Genomic DNA, 23145 nt, shown 5'->3' on the forward strand with positions numbered 1-23145 from the left:
AAAAAAGTAAAGTAAAGAAGTATTTTATACTGCTGAATGCCAGTGATTTAAAGGGGTGTATCAGAACTTTTCAAAAACCCCTAAGCCAAAGAGGGCGAAATCATACCGAACCGGATCCTGTGCATCTAATTTTCGTAAGGAATCATCGAGTTCTATCAAGGCTTTTGCATCGTTTTGTTTTCTTTTTAACAAGCCCAGTTTTCGGGCCGCTTTACCGGAGTGTACATCCAGCGGACAGGAGAGTTGTGCCGGTGACACCTGTTTCCAGAGTCCCAGGTCGACCCCTTTATTATCCTGCCTCACCATCCAGCGAAGGAACATATTGATGCGTTTGGCAGAAGATCCTTTTAGCGGGTTGGAGACGTGCTTTTCGGTACGCTGCAGATGAGGGATCTCGAAAAACCGGCCTCTGAAATCCGCAATGGCTTCCTGGAGGCGGGGAGCATTGCGGTATTCTGAAAAAACGGACTCTATACCTCCGTATTCGTTATAGATGTGTCTGAGTCCTTTTATGAAGTGTTTGAAATCGTCTCCGTTGTATGTGCGATGAACGAAAGGGGAGAGCCTTTCCAGGTCTGTTTCCCGGTGCGACATCACAAAGTCAAAAGGGCTGTTCCCTAAAAGTTCCATCATGCGATTCGCATTATTGATGATGCTTTTGCGGTTTCCCCAGGCAATGGTAGCAGTGAGAAAACCCGCAATCTCCATATCTTCCTTTTGCCGGTATCTGTGAACGATCTGGACAGGATCGGTGTCGATAAATTCCGGATTGTTGTATTGTGTGGCCTTCTCATCCAGAAAGGCCTTGAGTTCGTTATGGGTAAGCATTACACAGGGACTTCCGCTCGTTCCACCTCCCGATTGACAATGCGCCCGTCTACCATGACCAGCTTCCTGTCGGCCATATCTGCGAGTTCATCATTGTGGGTCACAATAACAAAGGTTTGCCCAAATTCGTCCCTGAGCTCAAAGAAGAGTTTGTGTAACCGGTCTGCACTTTCAGAATCCAGATTCCCGCTGGGTTCATCTGCAAAAACGATATCAGGCTTATTCATCAGGGCCCTGGCAACTGCAACCCGCTGTTGTTCGCCACCCGATAAGGTTCCCGGTTTGTGGTCGAAGCGATGAGACAACCCCAGGAAGGTCAATAACTCCTTTGCCCTGGTTTCAGCCTCCTTTCGAGGCGTATTTTTGATAAAGGCCGGGATACATACATTCTCAAGGGCTGTAAATTCGGGAAGTAGTTGATGGAATTGAAAAATAAATCCGATATGATCATTCCTGAATTTGGCTAACGCTTTGTCCTTTAAAGGATGTATATCCGTTCCATTTATGCGTATAGAACTATCGTTACGCTTATCGGGAGTATCAAGGGTACCCAGAATTTGTAAAAGCGTGGTTTTTCCTGCCCCGGAGGCTCCTACAATAGACACCACCTCCCCCTTGCTGATATGCAGGTCTACTCCCTTGAGGACTTCAAGAGACCCATAGGTCTTATGGATGTTTTGGGCTATGATCATAATTTCGAATAAAAGTTGCGGAAAAATACGGATTACCGTTAGAACTGGCAAAATTTACATCTTTTACCCCTGGGTTTTTGCCTGCCAAATAATCGTTAAAGAAGAGATTGTTGTTTAATAATTAAATATATTTGTTAAACAACATTTTGACATTTCAATATTAAGTAACTTTTATTACCATGAATAGAGAAACAGCAATACTTGCAGGCGGATGTTTCTGGTGTACAGAAGCAGTGTTTGAGAGGCTGGAGGGTGTTTTATCTGTGAGGTCTGGGTATACAGGCGGTTCAATAAAGAATCCTGCCTACAGGGAAATTTGTACAGGCAGAACCGGGCATGCAGAAGGTGTTATGATCGAGTTTAATCCTGACATTATCAGTTTCAGAGGGCTTCTCGAGATTTTTTTTGCCACCCACGATCCTACAACCTTAAATCGTCAGGGCAATGATATGGGAACCCAGTATCGCTCTGCAATATTTTGCACAAATTCCAGGCAAATAGAAGAGGCCCGGGAATTTATCAAAATGCTCGGGGAGGAAGGAGTCTTTGAGAATAAGATCGTTACCACTATCGAAGAGGCAGGCCCGTTTTACGAGGCTGAAGACTATCACCAGGATTATTACAGGCTTCATAAGGAACAACCTTACTGCAGGATAATTATAGACCCGAAGATCAAAAAATTAAAACAACATTACGCTAATAAATTAAAAACCACCCATGCCTTATAAAAACTTTGAGGAATATAACATTAAGATAACGGAAGAAGTCAAAGACCGTTATCGTCACATCATTACGGAATTAGGGGAAGATGCCGATCGTGAGGGGTTAGCCAACACTCCTGAGCGCGCTGCCAAAGCCATGCAATTTCTAACCCAGGGGTACTACCAGGATGCCTCGGCCATTCTTAAAAGTGCCATGTTCAAGGAAAGTTACAACGAGATGGTTATCGTAAAGGATATAGAGATCTACTCGTTGTGTGAACACCATATGCTCCCTTTTTTCGGGAAAGCTCACATTGCCTATATACCAGATGGTTATATTGTGGGGTTAAGCAAACTCCCGAGAATTGTAGATGTCTACGCAAGAAGACTTCAGGTTCAGGAAAGGCTCACGCATGATATTCTGGAGTGCATTAATCAAACCCTAAAACCAAAAGGCGTTGCAGTTGTTATCGAGGCGGCCCACATGTGTATGATGATGCGGGGCGTTCAAAAGCAAAATTCGGTAACCACCACTTCAGGATTCCGGGGTCAGTTTGAAAAAATAGAAACGCGGAATGAATTTCTAAAGCTCATTAGCTCTCATCTTACCTGATCGTACAAGATAGGAGGGTTTTTATTTCTGCTGATTTTTGCCTTACTTGGAAAAATGAAATACGGAAAACTGGTATTAAGTATTATTCTTGACCTTGTGGGTATGGGGTCTTATCTCTATCCAGGCATAGGGGAGGGGGCAGATTTGATCTGGGCGCCATTGGCCGGTTTTCTCATCACCCGGATGTACCCGGACCGTAGTGGTAAAATTGGTGGGTTAATAGGGTTTGTGGAAGAACTAATTCCGGGAATGGATGTGATCCCCACCTTTACCCTAATGTGGATCTACACCTACGTTTACAAACGTAAAGAAATCGGCGAGGTTTCCTGAGTGATTTATTTGATTTTGATCCCAAACCGGGATAACATCTTCTTTTCAAAATTCCAGAAAAAGGAAAATTGCCCGAACAACCATCCGAATACCACCAGCAACACCTGGTAAACAGGAAATATGACAAAGATCCTTACGGGCCAGTAGATCCAGGCATTGGTTGTTTCCTGGTCGAGTCCCATAAAGTGTGTTACCGGGCTGGCTAATTTTGCTGCAGTGGATCCTGTGATCGCAAATACCACAAAAACAACGAAAAGTTGAAAATTAGAATCAATTCCCCAGCGTTCTTTTAATTTCTTCATGCCTTTAATTTTCCGGCTGCAAATATAAGTCAATTTATTCTTGGATAAAAAGGGCCGAGGCGTTGATTGTACTTCCGTAGGAAATACAGGAAATAATTAAACAACATATAATTCACCTCGTAACCATAATCGGTAGAGGGATCATAATTTATGGGAAACATATAAAGGTTAGGGTCATAGGTCTGGGGTTGCATGACCCGGTTATTCCAATTTGTAACGAAAATATTGTTGCGGTTTTCCATAAAATTCTGAGAATAATAGCCGCGGGGTTGCGCTATTCTGTTGAGCCATGGATAAAATCCGGGATCCATGATGATGATGTCATATTCTGTGGAATCATTTCCGATCCGCACCGTATCCTGACCCTCAGATTCGAAAATCTCCTGCTCTTCTGGGGTGATTTCTAAATCCTTATTGCTGTTCTGGCTTTTACCTCCGGAACAGGCTGTGATCAGGGCAATGATGAAGATCGAAATTAAAAACGTTCTCATAGCTTTAACGTACTTTATCTTAAGATACAAAAAAGAAAGCTCACCACACGAATCTCCACCCCTGATTACATGATATATGCAGGTGTTATCCAAACAAACCCTCGATCAGGCCGGAGAGTCCACCTTGTTTTTTCCCGGAGCCCACTATCATATCACTAACATCGTCCAATATGCTTCCATCTCCATCCTTATCGAGTAGAGACATAAGTAAATTTTGATTTTGTTTGGGTTGCCCGCCAAGCATACTCGCCAGCAAAGTATTCAGCTGGTCGGGATTACTGATCTGATTCCTCCGCTTTTGTCGTCCCAGCATACCAAGCAGGATAGGAGCAAGGGTCATCATCATTTTAGAAATATCCCTTGTGTTTAATCCACTTCGCCTGCTCAGTTCATTTTCCATTTCCGGAGTGCTTTGCCCGAAGATATGCCCAAGGATCCCTGCTCCGTCTTTAAGGATTTCTTCGTTGACCCCGCCCTGGAAAAGCCCGTCCAGGTCGTCCAGTATTCTCCCGTCATGCCGCTCCGTATTGAGGGCATCGAGCAGGCCACCGGCCTTTTCCGGAGATTTGGCATTCTTCTTTAGGGCGCCCATGATCAGCGGCATGGCCATACCGGTAAATTCTGCTGCCCGGGCCTGATCTACTCCTGTTTCATTACTCAATCCTCCGATGATTTGTTTTCCTAAATCACTTTCCAGCAAACTCACCAATCCTGCCATGATGTATAGTTTTAAAATATTGGAAATCCAAGTTTTAAGATACAAAAAAGCCCCCAAATTAATGGAGGCTTCAGAAATGCGGGTATTTAAAGCCTTATTTTTTAAGTAATTCCGTGATCTGAGTAGCCAGCTCTGTACCAATGCGGTCCTGTGCCTCATCTGTAGCAGCCCCGATATGGGGCGTAAGAGAGACTTTTGGGTGCATAAGTACCCTGATGGCCGGAGTGGGTTCATTTTCGAATACATCCAACCCTGCAAATCCCAGGAGGCCATTATCCAGGGCGTCAACCATAGCGACCTCATCGATCACACCGCCCCTGGCTGCATTAATAAGTCCGGCTCCCTTCTTCATGATCTTGAATTCTTTTTCTCCGATCACATAGTCTTTCTGGGCAGGGACGTGCAGGCTGATAAAATCGGCATTTTTCAGGACTTCTTCCTTAGAAACAGTTTTGATATTAAACTGTACTTTTTGTCCGTCATAAAAGGATAATTCAAGGTTTACCTCTTCGATAAAGGGATCAAAAGCGATAACCTTCATGCCAAGGCCCAGGGCGATTCTGGCAGTTTCCTGTCCGATCCTTCCAATTCCGATAATTCCCATGGTTTTTCCGCGTAATTCCGAACCGCGGGCATAGGCTTTTTTGAGCTGGCCGAATTTACTCTCTCCTTCCAGAGGCATATTTCTGTTGGCATCATACAGGTATCGTACACCTCCAAAAAGGTGGGCGAAAACCAGTTCTGCAACAGAAGAGGAGGAGGCAGCAGGGGTATTGATCACATGTAGCCCTTTACTGCGGGCATAATCCACATCAATATTATCCATTCCAACACCACCACGTCCGATAATTTTTAAAACAGGGCAGGCATCTATCAGATCCTTACGCACCTTGGTGGCACTGCGCACCAATAGAACGCCCACTTCATGTTCATTGATGAAATTTTCCAGTTGTTCCTGTGCCACCGTAGTGGTGATCACTTCAAATCCGGCATCTTCAAGAGCTTTTTGTCCGCTGGTTGAAATCCCGTCGTTGGCTAAAATTTTCATGCTGTATTGTACTTCTCTTTTGATTATTACTTTACTATCAGGCTTTGTTTTCAAGCTCCCGCATTACGTCTGCGAGTACCTGTACGCTTTCTGTTTCCATGGCGTTATACATGGAGGCGCGGTAGCCCCCAACACTCCTGTGACCGTTAATACCGTTAAGTCCGGCCTCTTTTGCCATTTCGTCAAAAACAGGTTTTAATCCTTCATCAGTAAGGTTAAAGGTCGCATTCATGACTGAACGGTCCTCCTTTTCAGCAAACCCTTTGAACAAGGGGTTTCTGTCGATCTCATTATAGATGATCTCCGCTTTGCGGTTGTTGTGCTCTTCAATGGTTTTTATTCCGCCAAGCGTTTTGAGCCATCTCATGGTAAGCATGGATACATAAACGGAGAATACCGGAGGGGTGTTAAACATACTTTCTTTTGAGATGTGCTGGCGATAATCGATCATGGAAGGTATCGGGCGGGATACTTTACCCAGGATATCTTCTTTGATCACCACCAATACGGTTCCGGCAGGTCCCATATTTTTCTGAGCCCCGGCATAGATCAGGGAGAACTTCGAAAAGTCTATGGATCTGGAAAAAATATCGGAACTCATATCCGCTACCATGGGTACAGCTGTTTCCGGAAACGACTTCATCTGGGTTCCGAAAATGGTGTTATTACTGGTGCAGTGAAAATAATCGGCATCTTCTGGCACTACATAACCTTTCGGGATATAATTAAAATTGGCATCAGCGGAAGAAGCTACTTCTGTAACCTCTCCAAAGAATTTTGCCTCTTTAAGCGCCTTAGCAGCCCAGGTTCCGGTATTGAGATAAGCCGCCTTGTTTTCCAACAGATTATAGGCAACATTGAGAAACTGCATGCTTGCTCCTCCCTGTAAAAACAATGCTTTATATCCCTTTCCTTCCAATCCGAGTAGTTCCAGGGCCAGGGCCTGAGCCTCCTCCATTACGGCAATGAATTCCTTACTGCGGTGAGAGATCTCAAGGATAGACAGGTCTATCCCGTTAAAGTTCAAAACTGCCTTTGAGGCTTCCTGAAATACCGTCTGAGGTAAGATACATGGACCGGCACTGAAGTTGTGTTTTTTCATAGAAATAAATGGTCAGTTGTGTGTTAAAGACGAATACAAAGTTGCATATAATTGCTTGAATAGCCTTGAAGAAAAATCATAATTTTAGTTCTATATTCCAGAGGATTGTTATCAATATTTCAATAGATTAATAAAAAAATTGTCAGAATAATAATACAGAACGAAAAACTCCTTTTAGTTTTTAATTTTTACCTGAAACAAAAAACCGGAATGCTGCAAAAAACAGCAAACCGGTCTTTTCTTTTTAAAGATTTCCATTCAGACGAATGGAAGGGACTCTTGTTAATGATCGAATTTCTGAAGATCGACAATAACCACTTTATTATTATCTCCGTTTTTTAAATACATTTTAAATTCCCTTTTTATCAACTGGTCGTCTTTAAACACGGATTTGTACTGGTTTTTATCAATCTGCCATCCTGTATTTTCATTGTAGACCTGGTCTCTTACGGGTTTTGGTATGGCGATGTTTTTATATCGCTCTGAACACACAGAGATATCTCCATTTTCATCATAAACGGCATACATATATCCTTTGTTGGATATAAACTCCACTACATAATCTGTCTGGGTGATATTTGTGATATGGGTCAGGGAAAATGGATTGTGCTCCAGATCATAGCGCGCAGCCAAGGCTTCCATATCCCGTGCGATGTCCGGGGTATATTCATCCTGAACAGTACTCAGAAATTTTTCATTCTTTGCAGACACGACTACATCTTCAAGTTCTACGGGGACTTCCTGTGCGGTGACGATCCCGATGGTCAGGATCGCTAACATGCTTACTACTAAAGTTTTCATTGTAATTGGGTTTTAAAGGTTATTGATTGGATATCTCAATTTTTGAGATCCACATGGTAATAGGGAACCAGCAGGGTGTCTTATTTATTTTAATCCATTACATGTACCACAACAGTTCCGGGTTTCCTTAAACAGGGAAAGGAATCCTGTTGGTGCAGAATTCCGGTCCCTCCTGATTATTGGTTGTTTACGGATGTGTTAAAGAAATCAGGAAGTTATTTCAGGTCGATGATCATGATTTTTTTATCTCGCCCTTTCTTTAAGGTAACCTTATATATTTTCTTAAACACTTCATCATCTTTGTACAGGGTTGTATAATCACACCCTCTGTATTCCCAGCCGAGATTGTCTTTTAAGATTTCATCTCTTACTGCCACAGGGAGGGCAATATCTTTGTACTTTTCCTGACATTTGGTGATTTCTCCCCTTCGGTCATAGGTGGTATACATACTTCCCTTATCACTTTTGAACTCGATGAAATAGTCACTTTTTGCGCTACCTCTGTAATGTTCACTATGTATAAGGTCATAACTGGCCGCCTTGTTTTGCATTTTAATAGCATGATTAGGAGTGTATTCATCCTGCATGGCATGTAAGAAGGTGGAGTTTTTAGGGGATACGGTTACATCTTCAAGTTCTACCGGAGTTTCCTGTGCGCTGAGGATCCCTATTCCCAGGATCGCTAATGCGCTTAATACTAAAGTTTTCATAATTATTGGATTTAAAGGTTTGTGATGCTTTCAAAACAAAGGTGTGGAAATAAAGCAGTGAAGTGATAGCAGTCTGGTTGCAGAAAATGTAACCCTCGTTCCGAAATGTTAAAATGAATTTTTAAAACCTTTAAAAAATTATTTCAAGGCTTTAAATTATGTTGCAAAAAACTTCGGTAAGCCTTGATTTTTCTGGAGATATTGAAAAAGAAAGAAGTAGAGGTGTATGAGGCGTAGTTTTACGTATTTTTTGAATGAAATGAACCTTAAAAATCCGGGTTCATCGTGTTTTTTACATGGGCTCTGGCACTTTGGGGGAAATTCATGCTGTCCAGCAGGGCAATATACCGCGGGTGGTCGCCCACCAGCTCCAGGTCGGGTTCCTGGGCCAGCCAGGTCATTTCCATTTCTCTGGCTGCATACGATTTTTCAAGCCATTCAAGGGTTTTGTCTGCATCCTTTCTGTAAGCGTGATAAAGGGCGATAAACCAGGCTGGACTTCCTGCCTCACTGTTTTGATAGCTTTCCAGAAGAACCTGCAATTGTTTGTCAACCTCAGCCCGGTTGTTGTTTAGGTCGGCTACTATGGCTCTTAGCCATCTGAATATGGGAGAAATGTCTTCATGCTCAAAAGAGTTGTAGAAATGCATGACCACTTCTTCCATTTTCTCGTATTCCCCCAAAAAGTAATAGGCTTTGGAAGCTTCCCTTAGATAATTGAGATCATCTTTGTGTCTTGGATAACTTTCATCGAGTTTCTGGACAGCTTCTGCAGGTCGATCCAGAAAATAATAATTAAGAGCGATCATTGCACTTACAATGGCATTTATAGGATCCCGTTGTTGCCAATTTAAGTTTGATTCAAGTGCGTTTTTATGTTGACCGGTTTTCTCGGCATGATCCGGGTGGGTTCTGATCCAGGTTTCATATGGAATTCCAAAATGTTCAGGTACCGTATCCTGCACATTGAGTTCGTAGTAAAAAATTCCATTTGCCAATCCGTCTTTTGCATCATCATTGTCCGGGTCAATTTGCAATACTTTGTTGTATAGCGCTTTAGCGTTATTCCAGCCTTCTTCCTGAGAAGTATATGCCCAGTTCATCCCCCCGTATAACCATAATTCAGCAAGTTCGGAATAGGCATCAACAAATTCGGGATCTTTCTCCAGGGCCTTATTAATCAAAGCAAGGGCCTTTTGCCAGCCTTCGCTCGTATAACTATTTGCTTCATACAACCCTTTGGAATAATAATCCATGGCGATGGGGTTTTCTGTTTTATTTGTTGGGTCTGCTACTTCGGGTGTGTTTACACCTAATTCTTTTGCAAGTAAAAACGCTGTATGGTTAAACTCCCTGTACGTTTGATCAGCCTCCTCGGTTTTATATTTGAACATATGATTCCAAATAAGGGTTTCCTGAGCGTCAAATAGCTCAAACATGAGCTGGTAGCCCTCCGAATTATTTCCGTTGAGATATCCCTGAAGAATATAATCCACCCCAATGCGCTCCGTCAGTTCCTTGGCAGAAATGTCAAGAGAGTCTTTATATTTCCCCACCAATCGTAATGGGGGAACTTTTGTTATGGAGTCAATCCCGTTCAAACTACTAATAATCTCAAAGGTAGCATAGTAACTTATGACATCATTTTCGGGGATTCCGGTATAATTAAGAATGGGTAAAGCAGCTATCGATAATCCTTTATTTTTTTTTGTATGAATTAGGGATAGCCCTTCGGTTTTCTTAGAATCATTTTCCGAATCCTGAGGCTGCGATCTTATTAGGAAAAACCAGCTAATGGATATAAGTCCAATGAGAATAGCAAGAAGAGATACACCTTTTTTCCAAGAACTTTTATTTTCAGTATTTCCGATTTCCTCTGGTATCGTTTTTAATATCGCATCGATCTTATCCCGGTAATGCTCGGCGTCCCCGGGGGTAAACCCAAATTTATCCTTAAAGCATTTATTGAAGTAGGTAGGACTGCTGAAGCCTACCTTATAAGACACTTCGGCCACCGTATGGGTGCCATCCCCGAGGTATTTTAAGGAGGTACGCAACCGGATATCCCGAACAAATTCGGTGACTGATTTTCCGGTGTGTTTTTTGATCTTCCGGTACAGGTCAGAGCGACTTCCTCCTGCAAGGGCCGCAAAGGATTCCACATCGAAATCTTCGTTTTCGATGTTTTCCAATACGATCTCCCGAAGTTTTTTCACATAGGGATGTTCCTTGGATGAAGAAGTCTCGGAGTTCATTTATGGTTGGTGTACTGGTTGTTTTGACTATTAAATTTAGTGATATTTTACTTATAATCTAAGAGGTTAGTTCCATTGTGTGTTCTTATGTGATCCTATGCCGCAACAAGGTTAGCAAGGCTCAATCCAAAAGTTTAACATGTTTTCGGGCACTTTCCGGGAAGTTCATGCTGTCCAACAGGGCGATATACCGAGGATGGTCGCCCACCAGCTCCAGGTCGGGTTCCTGGGCCAGCCAGGTCATTTCAACCTCCTTTGCCGCGTAAGAACGTTCAAGCCAGCTTAAGGTGGCCATAGCGTTCTTCTTATGGGCGTAGTACAAGGCGATGAACCATCCCGGGCTACCCGGGGCTTTATTGTCGAATGCAGTTTCCAGATGCTGTAAAAGTTCCTTCCTTAAGGCAACCTCATTATTGTGTTCAGCCAGTACAAGGCGTAACCAATCTAATACCGGTGGACGTTCCTCGAACTGAAAGGTGAAATCCTGAACCACCCTTGACAAACCATCGTAATCTTCTAAAAAGTAGTAGGTTTTCCCGGCCTCTCTCAAAAAATCCAGGCTTGCTTTATAATCTTCATAGGAAGCATCGAGAAGCGTTTGAGCAGCATCTGCATCCCCGTTAAAGTAATGGCTCTGTGCTAAAAGTGAAATAAAGAGTCCGTTGTAAGGATCTTCTTTTAAAACCTCCCTGATGATCCGCTCATTTTTTGCGTGGTTTCCGATCTTTTTCGCAAAATCCTGACTGTAATCGCTAAGATCAAAAAATGCCAGCCCCGGGATGCTGTCTGCCGTATTGCCCGCATTTAACTCGTAGTAGAATCGGATATTGCTCATGATCCTTAAAACCTCGGTGTTGGCAATTCCTTTATCAACTGCCATATCCAGGTATTTTAATGCATTCTTCTTACCCTCTTCCTGGGAACAATACGCCCAGATCATGCAGCTTAATAGCCAGGATTGTGCCAGGGCAATATAGGGGTGCAAAAAGTCAGGATCGGCTTCTATGGCCTTTTCAAAAAAATCACTGGAGAGTTCAAATCCCTCCCGTGTAGACTTCGTGGATTCATAGATTCCCTTCAGGTAATTATTGTAAGCCAGGGTAGAGGAAGTGGGCAGGGTGATGGAGGTAAAGCGCTCCTTATCAAAATTCATATCCAGGGTCATGGCGATCTCCCGGGAAATCGATTTTTGCAGTTCAAAGGCCTGTTCCGGATCCCATTGGATGATGAATTCCTTCATCCAGTGAATTTTCCGGGAGGCAACGTTGTAGAATTGAAAAGAGAATTTAAGTTGGTTTCCAGATTTTTGAATATTACCGGTTAAAAGATTACCCACCTCATAAGTATCGGCCAGGGTATCGAGATCCTGCAGGGTGTCCTGTGCCTTATTGATGGCGCTTAAAGGCGTGATCCGGTCTACTGCCTCAAGGGCGGTGAGCCTGGCAATAATGGCATCAGACATGCCATAGCAAATGTAATTGTAGTCTTTTTCACCCGTCCAGTTTTTAAGGGGAAGTACGGCAACGGAGTTGTTTTTAAGATTCTTAAGTGGTATATCTGCCTTCTCTTCCAGGGGTTCTGAAGGTGGTAGCCCGTTGTTTTGAACAGAGATATAATACCAGGATCCCAGTCCCAGAATGATAAGGATTCCTATCATGATCCAGGAATTTCGAATATGCCATACCCCGCTTTTCCGCTCAGGTTGGGCAGTCTGGGCTTCATAAATACTTTTATATTCTGGTTGCTTTCCTTTATCCGCTTCTCCGGGGGTGATCCCGTATTTGTCCTTAAAGCATTTGTTGAAATACGTTGGGCTGTTAAATCCTACCTTGTAAGAGATCTCGGCAGCCGTTAAATCGGTATCCCGCAATAATTCCATTCCCTTGTGCAACCGGATATCCCTGATAAACTCTGTGACCGACTTCCCGGTCTGGGATTTAATTCTGCGATACAACTCCGATCGGCTTACCCCGGCGAGCCCGGTAAGCGTTTTTACGTCAAAGTCTTCCTGATCTAAATGCGCTTCTACAATAACATGGAGGTGCTCAATAAACTCCGCTTTCTGTTTGGCGTTCTTCCCTGTCATGCCCACATTATTTTTGACTGATCATTGAAGTGTTCACATGCGTCCGTGCACTTTGAGGAAAATGCATGCTGTCCAGCAGGGCAATATATCTGGGGTCATCACCCACAATTTTCAGATCAGGTTCCTGGGCGAGCCAGGTCATTTCCGTTTCCCGGGCTTTATAAGATTTTTCCAGCCATTCCATGGTTTTCGCCTTGTTTCCCTTATAAGCATGGTAAAGGGCTATAAACCAGGCAGGACTGCCGGAGGCCCCTTCCCGGTATTTCTGTTGAAGGATACGTATTTGGTTTTCAACCTCATTCTCATCCTTATTTTGATCTGCGACCATAGCCCTTAGCCACCTTAAGATCAAAGGGCGTTCTTTAAAATTTTCGAAGAAATAGGTCACCGCCATTTCCATGTTTTCATAATCTCCGAGGAAATACCAGGCTTTGGCCGACTCCCTTAAAAAGTCGAGGTCGGTTTTATATATATCATAATTTTCCGCTAACAGGGTCCTGGCTTTGTCATAGTCTCCCAAAAAGTAATAATTAATAGCCAAAAGCGCGTAAACCGTTCCGGCATAAGGTTCGTTTTTAAGCCATAATAGATTGCCTTCAATTGCCCGCAGGTGCCTTCCCATTTTACCAGCAAAATCTGCATTGAAATCTAACATGGCTTCGTGTGAGATATTGCTGTATCCGGGGATTTCAGGAGCTATATCCAGCTCAAAATAAAAATACCCATCCTTCAAGTAGAAGAGGGCTGTTTTATGTCCGGGATCAATCTGAAGAATTTTCTGCAGATAATACTTCATGTTACCCCAGGCTTCCTGCTGGGAGGTATATCCCCAATTCATGCCTCCAAAGCCCCACGTTTTGGCAAGTGCCTCATAGGCATCGATGTACACCGGATCTTCCTCTATGGCCTTATTGAACAGCAGCAGGGCATTTTCCCAGGATTGCCGGGTTAAAATGTTCGACTTCTGAATTCCCTGGAAATAGTAATTCCTGGCTTTACTGGAGGTGGTGGGCGCTTCCCGGGAAAACATTTTTACGGGAGTGCGCCCCATGATTCCTGAGATCTGATCGGCGATATCTGCTTCCATCAGATAGTACGATTCCGTATTCTTGTAATCGATAACGTAGACTTTAGACAGGTAAAGGGAATCTTCAACTGCATTAATAATATCGATGGAGAATTTATAAAAATCTCCCGACTTTTGAATCCCTCCCCAGAGTAAAAAAGCTACATCCAGATCTTTTGAAATCAGGTCTACGTTAGGCACAGAATCTTTATAAGGGATCACCGAAAGCATGGGAGCCACCCTTCCCAGAGTATGGTTTCTGGAGACCATATTGATCAGGTCATGTGCCAATCCCTGGCCCATGAAGTCATTCGAGGGCTCCCCGGTCCAATTATAAAGCGGCAGTATGGCAATGGAATTTTCGGAAATATTTGAAGGTGATTCTCCTTCGGGAAGTATGGTCCCAAAACCTGGCAGGGTACTGCCCGAAGTACCCGACTTATCAGAACCCGATCGCATCCAGATCAGGGTCCCGAAGATGATAATAGATGCTGTTAATACAATTGGAATATAAACCAGCTGAACCCCAAACCAGTCTTTCTTCTTTGTTTTTGGCGGATGGTACAGAATCTTTTCCACTTCCCCCTGATGAAATTCGGTTTCCCCCGGGGTAAATCCGTATTTTTCCTTAAAACATTTACTGAAATAGGTGGGACTGTTAAAGCCTACGGCAAAGGCCACCTCCGAGGCCGAGAGATCGTCTGAGGAAAGAATTTTCAGGGCTTTTTCCAACCGGATTTCCCGTATGAATTGGGTAACTGACTTTCCGGAAAGTCTTTTGATTTTGCGGTAAAGTTCGGACCTGCTCATTCCGGCCTTGCTGGCAAATGACTCTACATTGAAATGCTCGTTTTCAAGGTTGTCAAGAACAATCTGCCGCAGCTTTTGTAGTTTGCTGTCGCCTTTAATGGAAGCCAAAACAGATTCCATGAGTTCATAATTTATTGGTCGGAATGAATGGTAAAGATACTGAAAAACAGGATTTTAGACAGTATTATAAGCGGTAAAACTGTGTTAATCCACCTTTGAAAAACGCTCCCGGATATACTTTTAAATCTGTTCGATTACAGGGTTTAGTCCGGGATCCAGATACCCCGTCAGGTAAATTATCTGATTTTGAGTTTGAATGATACAACACCAATGTAAATACTGTCGTTTTCCAAAAAAACGAAGGACTGAATGAAATTACAGGGGGTCTGCTGCAGCCCGGGGCGATTCTAAAGGGCAAGCAAAAACCGGATCACATCTACTCCGTCTGCATAATCTGTCAGGCCAGGTCGCTGGGTCTCACCAAAGGGAATGCTGTCTGCGCTCCAGGAGTTGCTTACCACACATTGAATTTTTTCAGCATCCTGTTCCAGCCTTGCTCTTAATGCGTGTTCATCTTCGTAGTATTCGTAGAACAGGGTAGCGATCGGGGAGGGGTAAGAAGCATCTTCCTTAAGCATGAGGAATCCATTCTCCAGTAATTTATACAAGCTCATCAGGTAGACCGCCTTGTTGTAGTCGTAATTATTAGCGTATTTCTGTTCTTCGATGATCTCCCTGTAAGGATAAATCCCTTTAAAGAAGGTGTCAAAGTCGTACCCATTAGGCACAAAAAGCTTGGAAACACTGCGGCAGCCCAACCCATAATACCTGAAGATATCTTCTCCCAGAGCGTTTAGATCTTCCCGAGTCTCATCTCCCCGAAGTATGGCTACGGAATTCCTGTTTTTCCGGATGATATGGGGTTTGCCTTTAAAGTAATATTCAAAATACCTCGAGGTGTTGTCACTTCCAGTGGCAATGACGGCATCGTAGCCTTCAAGTTTACCATTGGAGAAAACTACTTTTTCCTTAAAGGATGGTTCTATATGTTCCAGGTATTTCACCAGATAGGGAAGCAGGTGTTTGTCGTTTGACGAGGGTTTAACCACTGCCTTATGGCCAAGGATAAGTACGGATAACAGATCGTGAAAACCAACCATGGGTATATTGCCCGCCATAACAATGGCGATGGTTTTAGGTTCCTTGTCCTCTATAAGATAGCCCGACATCCATTTTTTAAGTTCCCCGGAACGAAGCAGGGCCGACCACCCTTTAAAAGCATACGCCAGTTGTTCGCGATTGAACCATTGATTGTGCTCCCCGGCAAGTTTAATCTGATGTTTATATCCGTCGAAAAACAGATCATTAAAGGGAATATCCTCCTTGACCACGGGCTCGGGAGTACTGAATTGATCCAGGAAACTTCCCAATTTATCAAAGGCTTCAATTCTTTTATGGATATCGCTCATGGCTGTATGCTGTTTTTCCGGTGAAACTTTTCAAGGTGCAAATTTACGATTTGCTGTTCAGAAAACCATCATCCCTTTTCAAATCCGGATCTCCACGAGACCGCCGTCATTTCCCGATGTCCGGCACAAAGAGGGAGGGTGGGTCTTTTAGGAAAGTCGGATTACTGCAGTATTTGACTATTTTTTTTTCAGAAAGGGTTAATTCCCGTATTTTTGATGCATTGTTTAAGTCTTTACCGAAAGAAACTGTATTATGGCTATAATCATCACTGACGAATGTATTAATTGTGGGGCTTGTGAACCCGAGTGTCCTAACACCGCTATCTATGAGGGCGCAGACGACTGGCGCTACAGCGATGGGACGGAGCTTGGAGGTAAAGTGGTGCTTCCGGATGGCAAATCTGTGGATGCCGATGAAGCCCAAACCCCGATAAGTGACGAGATCTATTATATCGTTCCCGACAAATGCACTGAATGTAAAGGATTTCACGAAGAACCTCAATGTGCTGCGGTATGTCCTGTAGATTGTTGTGTCCCGGATGACGACCATGTGGAGTCGGAAGAGGAGCTGTTGGCTAAGCAACGATTTATGCATCCGGAAAACTAGATCATTTAATTCCAAAAGATTCGAAAATCCCGGGCTTTGGCTTGGGATTTTTTTGTTTTTAAATAGTATTTTTGCCGCTCAAAATCTGATTATATGAAAGCCGGTATCGTAGGTTTACCCAACGTTGGAAAATCGACATTGTTCAATTGTTTGTCGAACGCCAAGGCGCAAAGCGCAAACTTTCCTTTTTGTACCATAGAACCTAATCTTGGGGTGGTGAATGTGCCGGACCCCAGGTTACAGAAACTGGAGTCTCTTGTGAATCCCGAACGGGTAATGCCTGCTACCGTGGAGATCGTTGATATCGCCGGGCTTGTTCGGGGAGCCAGTAAAGGAGAGGGTCTTGGAAATCAGTTTTTAGGGAACATCAGGGAGTGTAATGCGATCATTCACGTACTGCGGTGTTTTGATAACGACAATATCGTTCATGTCGATGGCAGTATAGATCCTATCAGGGACAAGGAGACCATCGATATTGAGTTACAACTAAAAGACCTGGAAACCGTTGAGAAGCGTCTGGAAAAAGTAAATCGGGCAGCAAAGACAGGAGATAAGGAGGCGCAGAAAGAACAGGCAGTTCTGCAGCGTTTTAAATCGGCCCTGGAAAGTGGTGTCTCTGCAAGAGCGGTTGAAATGACTGAAGATGAAGAAGAAATTATGAGTCCCTTCCAGCTGCTTACTTCAAAACCTATTCTGTATGTGTGCAATGTAGACGAGGCTTCAGCTAAAGACGGGAATGCATATGTGGACAGGGTGAAGGAAGTGGTCAAGGACGAAAATGCAGAGATCCTTGTATTGGCCGTAGCTACGGAAGCAGATATCGCAGAACTGGAAAGCTATGAAGAACGTCAGATGTTCCTCGAAGACATAGGACTGGATGAACCGGGTGTTTCAAAACTCATCCGTTCGGCCTACAAGCTGCTGGATCTTCAGACCTATTTTACCGCCGGGGTGAAAGAGGTAAGAGCCTGGACAGTTCCTGTTGGGGCCACAGCTCCAAAAGCGGCAGGGGTGATCCATACCGATTTTGAACAAGGATTTATTCGGGCCGAGGTTATTGCATATGACGACTATGTGACTTACGGCAGTGAGAGCAAAGTGAAAGAAGCAGGGAAAATGCGGGTGGAAGGAAAAGAGTATATCGTAAAGGATGGCGATGTGATGCATTTCCGTTTTAACGTATAAAAAGGTGTTGCAATACCTTGCTAAAAAACAGGTCATTAGGCCTGTTTTTTTGGTTTTGGCCCTTTAGGGGGATTTCCCTTAAATAGGATATTTCTTAAAAAATGAGGAGGAACGGTTTAATCAAACCCCAAAAAATCAGATCCTTAACATAAATACAGTAATTCTTGTTAATTACTTTAGGAGTTTACATATTTTATATTATACGCTGAAACATTATATTAGCAGCAAACCCATTTCATTTCATATGTCGCAAACAGTACAGTATACCGAAGAGAATATTCGTTCATTAGACTGGAAAGAACACATCAGAATGCGTCCCGGGATGTATATCGGAAAGCTTGGGGACGGATCTTCTGCCGATGATGGGATCTATATTCTTATCAAGGAGGTATTAGACAACTGTATAGATGAGTTTGTGATGGGAGCCGGGAAAACCATTGAAGTCTCTGTTCAGGGAGAGCGGGTTACCGTTCGCGATTATGGACGGGGAATACCCCTGGGAAAGGTGGTGGATGTGGTTTCTAAAATGAATACCGGTGGAAAATACGATACCCGCGCCTTTAAAAAGTCTGTCGGACTTAACGGGGTAGGTACAAAGGCCGTTAATGCCCTTTCCACCTTCTTCAGGGTAGAGTCCAACCGGGACGGACAATCCATGGCTGCTGAGTTTGAAATGGGGAACCTGGTTAATGAAGAGAAACTGGAGGAAACCACCAGAAGAAGGGGGACCAAGGTAACCTTCGTTCCGGATGAAACGATCTTCAGGCATTACAAGTATCGCCTGGAATATATCGAGCGCATGGTGCGAAACTATGTGTATCTGAATCCCGGACTTACGATTGTTCTCAACGGTGAGAAATTTTATTCTGAAAACGGTTTAAAAGACCTTTTGGAAGACACCACCAACAAGGAAGATATGCTCTATCCGATCATTCATTTACGGGGAGATGATATCGAAGTGGCCATGACTCACAGCCGGAGTCAGTATAGCGAAGAATACCATTCATTTGTAAACGGACAGAACACCACCCAGGGAGGAACGCACCTGGCTGCCTTCAGAGAGGCAGTGGTGAAAACGATACGAGATTTCTACGGTAAGAACTACGAGGCGTCGGATATAAGGAAATCGATCATCGCTGCAGTTTCCATTAAGGTTATGGAGCCTGTGTTCGAGAGTCAGACCAAAACCAAGCTCGGTTCGACAGAAATGGGAGGGAAGCTCCCTACTGTAAGAACCTATGTGAATGATTTTGTGGGTACCTATCTGGATAACTTTCTTCATAAGAACCCGGAAACTGCAGAAAAAATTCAACGTAAGATCCTCCAGGCAGAGCGGGAACGCAAGGAATTATCCGGTATCAGGAAGCTAGCCAAGGAAAGGGCGAAAAAAGCGAGCCTTCACAATAAGAAACTACGCGACTGCAGGGTGCATCTCGGGGACATGAAAAAGGACAGACGTCTGGATACAACCCTGTTTATTACGGAGGGGGATTCGGCTTCCGGGTCCATCACCAAGTCAAGGGATGTAAATACCCAGGCCGTTTTTAGTTTACGCGGTAAGCCTCTGAATACGTATGGGATGTCCAAAAAGATCGTTTATGAGAATGAAGAGTTCAACCTGCTGCAGGCGGCTTTAAACATTGAAGAATCGCTCGAAGACCTCAGGTATAACAATATCGTGATTGCCACGGATGCCGATGTTGACGGGATGCACATTCGTTTACTGCTCATTACATTTTTCCTGCAATTCTTCCCTGAACTAATCAAGGAGGGACACCTGTACATCCTGCAAACGCCGCTGTTCCGGGTTCGTAATAAAAAAGAAACCATTTACTGCTACAGTGAGGAGGAAAGAAGGAATGCCGTTCAGAAATTGAAGGGCAAGCCGGAGATCACCCGATTTAAAGGACTCGGGGAGATATCACCGGATGAATTTAAACATTTTATCGGCGATGATATCCGTCTGGACCCGGTAATGCTTGATAAAGCCATGTCTATAGAAAGCCTGCTGGAATTCTATATGGGAAAGAACACCCCAGACCGGCAAAAGTTTATCATCGAGAATCTGAAGGTAGAACAGGATGTGATCGAAGAGGAAGAAGTGTAATTCCGTAATATTTTTTCAAGAGGCTTATCCTGATCAGCCAGGATTAGTAAAAAGTATTTCCCGTAACTATAAAAACAAACCAAAAATAAATGTCTGACGAGATCAATATCAACCAGGAAGGATCTGAAGAGAACCAGCAGGACACCATCACCCGTGTGGGAGGGATGTACAAGGACTGGTTTCTTGATTATGCTTCATATGTAATTCTGGAAAGGGCGGTTCCTGCCATCGAAGACGGATTTAAGCCCGTTCAGAGGAGGATCATGCATTCCATGAAAGATCTCGATGATGGACGATATAACAAGGTAGCCAATATTGTCGGTCACACCATGCAGTACCACCCGCACGGGGATGCAAGTATTGCCGATGCCATGGTACAGATTGGCCAGAAAGACCTTTTAATTGACACCCAGGGGAACTGGGGAAATATTTTAACTGGAGACAGTGCTGCAGCTTCCAGATATATCGAAGCCCGTCTTTCTAAATTTGCCACGGAAGTGATCTTCAGCCCGAAGATCACCGAATGGCAGCTGAGTTATGACGGCCGTAAGAAGGAGCCCATCAATCTTCCCGTTAAATTTCCTTTACTATTGGCTCAGGGGGCAGAAGGGATCGCTGTCGGGCTATCCACAAAAATTCTCCCTCATAATTTCATAGAGCTCATTGAGGCCTCGGTAAAACATCTGAAAGGAAAACGTTTTACCCTTTATCCGGACTTCCCGACTGCCGGAGTAATGGATGTTTCCAACTATAATGACGGGAACAGGGGCGGAAAGATCAGGATACGGGCCAAGATCTCGCAACTGGATAAAAACACCTTGGTTATTTCCGAGATCCCTTTCGGAACCAATACCTCAAGTCTCATCGATTCGATTCTTAAGGCCAATGATAAAGGGAAGATCAAGGTGAAACGTATCGAGGATAACACGGCAGCAGAAGTCGAAATCCTGGTGCATTTACCCCCGAACATTTCCCCGGATAAGACCATTGACGCCCTGTATGCCTTCACCGCTTGTGAGACCTCCATTTCTCCGCTTGCCTGTGTTATTGAAGATAATAAACCCTTGTTCATAGGCGTTTCGGAAATCTTAAGGCGTTCTACCGATAATACGGTAGACCTGCTCAAAAAGGAGCTGGAGATCGAACTGCAGGAATTGGAGGAAAACTGGCATTTTGCGTCTCTGGAACGCATCTTTATTGAAAACCGGATCTACCGCGAAATTGAGGAAGAAGAGACCTGGGAAGGTGTCATAAAAGCAATAGACGAGGGACTCAAGCCGCATATCACTCACCTGAAAAGAGCAGTTACCGAAGAGGATATTGTTCGGCTTACCGAGATTCGGATCAAAAGAATTTCAAAATTTGATATCGACAAAGCCCAGCAAAAGATCGAAGCCCTGGAAGGGGAAATTGAAAAGGTAAAGCACAACCTGGCAAACCTGATCGATTTTGCTATTGCCTATTTCGAGGAACTCAAGAAGACCTACGGAAAAGGCAAGGAACGCAAGACCGAGATTCGTGTCTTTGATGATATTGAGGCACAGAAAGTGGTGATACGTAACTCCAAGCTCTATGTTAACCGTTCTGAAGGATTCATCGGAACTTCCCTGAAAAAAGATGAATATGTTTGCGACTGTAGTGACATTGATGATATCATCGTTTTCACCGCAAACGGGAAAATGATGGTGACCAAGGTGGATGCTAAAACCTTTGTCGGTAAGGATATTATTCATGTGGCGGTATTTAAGAAAAAGGATAAGCGCACCATTTATAATATGATCTATCAGGATGGAAAAGGAGGAGCCACCTACATTAAGCGCTTTTATGTTTCCAGTGTAACCCGCGACAGAGAATACGACCTGACAACAGGCAAAGCGGGATCTTCCGTACTTTATTTTACAGCTAATCCTAATGGGGAGGCCGAAACCATTACCGTGATGCTGCGTCAAAAGGGCAGTATTAAAAAATTGAAATGGGATATTGATTTCGCAGATATCCTGATAAAAGGAAGAAATTCAAAAGGAAATATCGTAACCAAATACGCTGTAAAACGCATCGAATTAAAAGAGAAAGGTGTTTCTACCCTAAAACCCAGAAAGATCTGGTTTGATGACACCGTGAAGCGACTCAATGTAGATGGCCGCGGGGAATTGCTCGGGGCATTTAAAGGAGAAGACCGTTTGCTGGTGATCCATTCCGATGGTCTGATAAAAACCATTACCCCGGAATTGACTACTCATTTCGATGACAACATGATCATCCTGGAAAAATGGAATCCGGAGAAACCCATTTCTGCAATTTATTACGAAGGCGAAAAAGAACGCTATTACGTTAAACGTTTTCTGGTGGAGAACGAGAATAAGGAGGATAAATTCATCTCTGACCATCCGGATACCCGCCTGGAATTTGTTTCTACACACTGGAAGCCGGTTGCTGAAGTGGACTTCGTGAAACCGAGAGGCAAAGAAGTAAAACCTGCTATGGAGATCGTGCTTGAAGATTTTATTTCAGTGAAAGGGATTAAAGCCCTTGGAAATCAACTTACTGCAGATAAAATTAAATCTGTGAAAGAGCTGGATCCGATCCCTTATGAAGAGGAGGAAGAAGTACATGCAGAAGACATGGAGGTGGTTGATGAAGAGCGTATCGGTCAGGATGACGAAAAGGATGGGGAAGGTCAGATAACCATGGAACTTGACTAAGGTTTCTTCCTGTTACGGCTTTCAATTTTTGAGTCAATAAATCCGAAAAGCAGATTTACGGTAACCACCAGGAGCGTGGTGATCAGAAGCTCGGGAAACATACCCAGGGCCGCGAGACACCCTATGGCTGCGCTGCACCAGATCGTTGCAGCCGTAGTGAGGCCCTTTACCTTTTCTCTTTGCTGAAGAATTACGCCCGCACCAAGAAAGCCTATACCTGTGACGACCTGGCTAAGCACCCTGGTAATGTCAACGAAATCTTCACCATGAAACTCCAGGGAAGCCAGAACAAATATAGCGGAGCCCAGGGCAACCAATCCGTTGGTTTTTATACCTGCGCTTTTCCCTTTGAACTCTCTTTCGAGCCCAATGACTAGTCCTGCTATCAACGCAGCAAGAAGTTTTACAATAAAGGTAAAATGTGCAACTTCCCAATTCATGAGATTACAGTTAATTTAGAAGGGGTTTTAGTTAAAGTAATTATTCACATAAGTACGCTAATCCCTTATTGGTAACGATGTG

Annotated in this window: 21 protein-coding genes; 7 read left to right on the forward strand and 14 right to left on the reverse strand. The window is 43.8% G+C overall.

The window, feature by feature from the left end; all coding sequences use genetic code 11:
• Window positions 1–60: 60 nt before the first annotated feature.
• Window positions 61–828 carry a TIGR02757 family protein gene (locus tag K7R11_RS09860; protein ID WP_224490381.1) on the reverse strand — a complete coding sequence of 256 codons (768 nt, stop codon included), beginning with the start codon at window positions 826–828 and terminating at the stop codon, window positions 61–63.
• Complete coding sequence (locus tag K7R11_RS09865) at window positions 828–1520, reverse strand: ABC transporter ATP-binding protein (protein WP_224490382.1); 693 nt, start codon at window positions 1518–1520, stop codon at window positions 828–830. Before K7R11_RS09865 ends, K7R11_RS09860 begins: the two co-directional genes overlap by 1 nt.
• A 179-nt stretch (window positions 1521–1699) precedes the next feature.
• On the opposite strand from K7R11_RS09865, the gene msrA reads away from it, so the two are divergent.
• The 3 genes from msrA to K7R11_RS09880 are packed head-to-tail and all read left to right on the forward strand — an operon-like array spanning window position 1700 to window position 3164.
• Entirely contained in the window at window positions 1700–2248 is a 549-nt protein-coding gene (gene msrA / locus K7R11_RS09870; protein ID WP_224490383.1) for a peptide-methionine (S)-S-oxide reductase MsrA, read from the forward strand.
• Window positions 2238–2834, forward strand: a complete 597-nt coding sequence (folE, locus tag K7R11_RS09875; protein ID WP_224490384.1) for a GTP cyclohydrolase I FolE — start codon at window positions 2238–2240, stop codon at window positions 2832–2834. The genes msrA and folE overlap by 11 nt, the downstream gene beginning before the upstream one ends.
• A 54-nt stretch (window positions 2835–2888) precedes the next feature.
• Window positions 2889–3164 carry a hypothetical protein gene (locus tag K7R11_RS09880; RefSeq protein WP_224490385.1) on the forward strand — a complete coding sequence of 92 codons (276 nt, stop codon included), beginning with the start codon at window positions 2889–2891 and terminating at the stop codon, window positions 3162–3164.
• A 5-nt stretch (window positions 3165–3169) separates the two neighbouring features.
• Here the strand turns inward: K7R11_RS09880 and K7R11_RS09885 are convergent, their stop codons facing one another.
• The 11 genes from K7R11_RS09885 to K7R11_RS09935 form a co-directional block, all read right to left on the reverse strand.
• Entirely contained in the window at window positions 3170–3466 is a 297-nt protein-coding gene (locus K7R11_RS09885; protein WP_224490386.1) for a DUF6787 family protein, read from the reverse strand.
• A 29-nt stretch (window positions 3467–3495) separates the two neighbouring features.
• Window positions 3496–3957 carry a DUF6146 family protein gene (locus tag K7R11_RS09890; RefSeq protein WP_224490387.1) on the reverse strand — a complete coding sequence of 154 codons (462 nt, stop codon included), beginning with the start codon at window positions 3955–3957 and terminating at the stop codon, window positions 3496–3498.
• Between the two features lie 85 nt (window positions 3958–4042).
• Window positions 4043–4675 (reverse strand): DUF937 domain-containing protein, encoded by a 633-nt coding sequence (locus tag K7R11_RS09895; protein ID WP_224490388.1) that lies wholly within the window; start codon window positions 4673–4675, stop codon window positions 4043–4045.
• A gap of 94 nt (window positions 4676–4769) precedes the next feature.
• Complete coding sequence (locus K7R11_RS09900; RefSeq protein WP_224490389.1) at window positions 4770–5723, reverse strand: D-2-hydroxyacid dehydrogenase; 954 nt, start codon at window positions 5721–5723, stop codon at window positions 4770–4772.
• 37 nt (window positions 5724–5760) lie between these two features.
• The gene (gene serC, locus K7R11_RS09905; RefSeq protein WP_224490390.1) at window positions 5761–6825 is read right to left on the reverse strand and encodes a 3-phosphoserine/phosphohydroxythreonine transaminase; all 1065 of its coding nucleotides are present in this window, start codon (window positions 6823–6825) and stop codon (window positions 5761–5763) included.
• 282 nt (window positions 6826–7107) lie between these two features.
• Window positions 7108–7626 (reverse strand): hypothetical protein, encoded by a 519-nt coding sequence (locus K7R11_RS09910; protein WP_224490391.1) that lies wholly within the window; start codon window positions 7624–7626, stop codon window positions 7108–7110.
• Between the two features lie 215 nt (window positions 7627–7841).
• Window positions 7842–8336, reverse strand: a complete 495-nt coding sequence (locus K7R11_RS09915; protein ID WP_224490392.1) for a hypothetical protein — start codon at window positions 8334–8336, stop codon at window positions 7842–7844.
• Window positions 8337–8602: 266 nt separating this feature from the next.
• On the reverse strand, window positions 8603–10591 hold the full coding sequence (locus tag K7R11_RS09920) for a helix-turn-helix transcriptional regulator (protein ID WP_224490393.1): 1989 nt from the start codon (window positions 10589–10591) through the stop codon (window positions 8603–8605).
• Between the two features lie 121 nt (window positions 10592–10712).
• Complete coding sequence (locus tag K7R11_RS09925) at window positions 10713–12677, reverse strand: helix-turn-helix domain-containing protein (protein ID WP_224490394.1); 1965 nt, start codon at window positions 12675–12677, stop codon at window positions 10713–10715.
• Between the two features lie 7 nt (window positions 12678–12684).
• On the reverse strand, window positions 12685–14673 hold the full coding sequence (locus K7R11_RS09930; protein WP_224490395.1) for a helix-turn-helix domain-containing protein: 1989 nt from the start codon (window positions 14671–14673) through the stop codon (window positions 12685–12687).
• Window positions 14674–14960: 287 nt separating this feature from the next.
• Window positions 14961–16022 carry an acyl-CoA reductase gene (locus tag K7R11_RS09935; protein WP_224490396.1) on the reverse strand — a complete coding sequence of 354 codons (1062 nt, stop codon included), beginning with the start codon at window positions 16020–16022 and terminating at the stop codon, window positions 14961–14963.
• A 253-nt stretch (window positions 16023–16275) separates the two neighbouring features.
• Here K7R11_RS09935 and K7R11_RS09940 point away from each other — a divergent pair, with 253 nt between their 5' ends.
• From K7R11_RS09940 to K7R11_RS09955, 4 genes are all read left to right on the forward strand, one after another.
• Window positions 16276–16629 carry a 4Fe-4S dicluster domain-containing protein gene (locus K7R11_RS09940; RefSeq protein ID WP_224490397.1) on the forward strand — a complete coding sequence of 118 codons (354 nt, stop codon included), beginning with the start codon at window positions 16276–16278 and terminating at the stop codon, window positions 16627–16629.
• Between the two features lie 93 nt (window positions 16630–16722).
• Window positions 16723–17814 (forward strand): redox-regulated ATPase YchF, encoded by a 1092-nt coding sequence (gene ychF, locus K7R11_RS09945; protein ID WP_224490398.1) that lies wholly within the window; start codon window positions 16723–16725, stop codon window positions 17812–17814.
• A gap of 244 nt (window positions 17815–18058) precedes the next feature.
• On the forward strand, window positions 18059–19921 hold the full coding sequence (locus K7R11_RS09950) for a DNA topoisomerase IV subunit B (protein WP_224490399.1): 1863 nt from the start codon (window positions 18059–18061) through the stop codon (window positions 19919–19921).
• A gap of 89 nt (window positions 19922–20010) precedes the next feature.
• The gene (locus K7R11_RS09955; RefSeq protein ID WP_224490400.1) at window positions 20011–22623 is read left to right on the forward strand and encodes a DNA gyrase/topoisomerase IV subunit A; all 2613 of its coding nucleotides are present in this window, start codon (window positions 20011–20013) and stop codon (window positions 22621–22623) included.
• Here the strand turns inward: K7R11_RS09955 and K7R11_RS09960 are convergent.
• Window positions 22620–23063: an MgtC/SapB family protein gene (locus K7R11_RS09960; protein ID WP_224490401.1), complete on the reverse strand. Its 444-nt coding sequence runs from the start codon at window positions 23061–23063 to the stop codon at window positions 22620–22622. The genes K7R11_RS09955 and K7R11_RS09960 overlap by 4 nt on opposite strands.
• Window positions 23064–23145 lie beyond the last annotated feature (82 nt).

Origin of the sequence: Robertkochia flava, from assembly GCF_020166515.1 — a bacterium.
Taxonomy (GTDB): Bacteria; Bacteroidota; Bacteroidia; order Flavobacteriales; family Flavobacteriaceae; genus Robertkochia; species Robertkochia flava.